Genomic DNA, 1,860 nt, shown 5'->3' with positions numbered 1-1,860 from the left:
CACGGGTTTGCGATCAGTTAATAAGGCCCAGACAGCGACGGCGCTGGGGCGCAACCCCGAGCCGTCTCTATGGGGAGTTAGTTCAGTTGGTTAGAACGCCGGCCTGTCACGCCGGAGGCCACGGGTTCAAGTCCCGTACTCCTCGCTATAGAAGGGCCCGGAATCGCTAGTCGGTTCCGGGCCCTTCGCCTTTTCTACTAGACTCGGGGGCGCGCTGCTGCGGGGACCTCCGCTCCCCCAGTCGAGGAGACGAGACGATGTTTTCGAGATGGACAGTGGGGCGGCAGTTCCTCGTGGGTTTGCTCCTGATGTCGACGCTGATCGGAGGCTTCATCGTCCTGACGCGGAAGGGCACTCAGGCCGTATATGACGCCTCTGCGCTCGTGGTGCTCAGCCACGAGACGCTCATCCACGTCGAGCGGATCTCCTCCACCATCAACGATGCGGACGCGCTGCACCGCGACTACATCCTCACCGGCGACGAGGCCTCCCTCGAGGCCTACCGTCAGGCCCAGACTCTCCTGTCCAAGGAGCTCGAGCTGCTGCGCCAGTCCCTGTCTGGCCATGTCGAGCAGCTGCGGCGCCTGGAGTCGCTCGCGGCCGTCGTCGAGCAGAAGCAGGTCAGCCAGCGTGCCAGCATCGAGACGCGCCGTACCCAGGGCCTCGACGCCGCCCTGGCCCGCCTCAACGCCGGGGACGGTACGCGGCTGAAGAACGGCCTCCGCTCGGCCATCTCGGAGCTGCGCCAGCAGGAGGAGAAGCTCCTCGCGGAGCGGGATACGAAGCAGACCGAGGAGGTGCTCGGTCTGGACAAGTTCTACTGGATCGACGGCATCGGGCTCCTGGTCATCTGCGGGGTGATCGCCACCCTCATCGGGCGGAGCCTGGAGCGGAGGCTCCAGACGGCCATCGCGCAGGTGCAGGGCTCCTCGGCCGAGCTCCATTCGGCGGCCTCGCAGCAGGTCACCGGTGCGCGCGAGCAGGCCTCGGCCACCACGGAGATCTCCACCACCGTCAAGGAGCTGCTGTCCACCTCGCGGCAGATCGCTGGCAGCGCCCAGCAGGTGGCCCGGGTGGCGGATGACACGGCCGGGGCTGCCCGCACCGGCAACGACACGGTGCTGCGCGCCCAGGAGGCCATCGACGTGGTGAGCCGCCAGGTGGACGCGATCGTCAATCACATGCTGGAGCTGGGCAAGCGCTCGCAGGAGATTGGCGGCATCCTGGACATCATCAACGAGCTGGCCGAGCAGACGAACATCCTCGCCATCAACGCCACCATCGAGAGCGCCGGGGCGGGTGAGCACGGCAAGCGCTTCGCCGTGGTTGCCGATGAGATTCGCAAGCTCGCGGACCGCGTGGGTGGGGCCACCAAGGACATCCGCGTGCTCATCGATGAGATTCGCGCCGCCTCCAACACCACCATCATGGCCACCGAGGACGGCTCCAAGGCGGTGCAGAGCAGCGCGAAGCAGTTCGGCGAGGTGGCCGGCAACTTCCGGCGCATCGTGGAGCTGGTGCGTGCCAACCTGGATGTGGCTCGGGAAATTGAGCTGAGCACCCAGCAGCAGACGACGGCCGTGGAGCAGGTGAACACCGCCATCCTCGAGGTGGCGCAGACGGCCCGTCAGGCCGAGTCCACCTCCTCGCAGACGATGCAGACGGCCAACCAGCTCTCCCAGCTCTCCAAGCAGCTCAGCGCCATCCTCGACGCGAAGGCCGCCGCCTCCACCTGAGTCCGGGGCGGGCTCCGCCCACGGGCGAATCCCGTACCCACGGGGGAGGGGTTGTGCTCACCTCCCTCGTCATGACCGTGTCGCGACTGGCCGGGCCCTCCTGGCTGCTGTGTGTGCTGCTGAC

At 67.2% G+C, this 1,860-nt stretch carries 1 protein-coding gene and 1 tRNA gene; both read left to right on the top strand.

What is annotated here, in order from left to right:
- Positions 1 to 71 precede the first annotated feature (71 nt).
- A tRNA-Asp gene (locus OV287_RS28835) sits at positions 72 to 145 on the top strand.
- Between the two features lie 112 nt (positions 146 to 257).
- Positions 258 to 1,736 carry a methyl-accepting chemotaxis protein gene (locus tag OV287_RS28830; protein WP_267537268.1) on the top strand — a complete coding sequence of 493 codons (1,479 nt, stop codon included), beginning with the start codon at positions 258 to 260 and terminating at the stop codon, positions 1,734 to 1,736.
- The last annotated feature ends 124 nt before the right edge of the window (positions 1,737 to 1,860 follow it).

The organism is Archangium lansingense (assembly GCF_026626635.1).
Lineage (GTDB): Bacteria > Myxococcota > Myxococcia > Myxococcales > Myxococcaceae > Archangium > Archangium lansingense.
This window is presented reverse-complemented; position numbering and strand designations above follow the sequence as displayed.

What these genes read in the sequence shown, in the direction of transcription:
- OV287_RS28830 (WP_267537268.1), top strand. Translation starts at nt 258, where the DNA reads ATGTTTTCGAGATGGACAGTGGGGCGGCAGTTCCTCGTGGGTTTGCTC.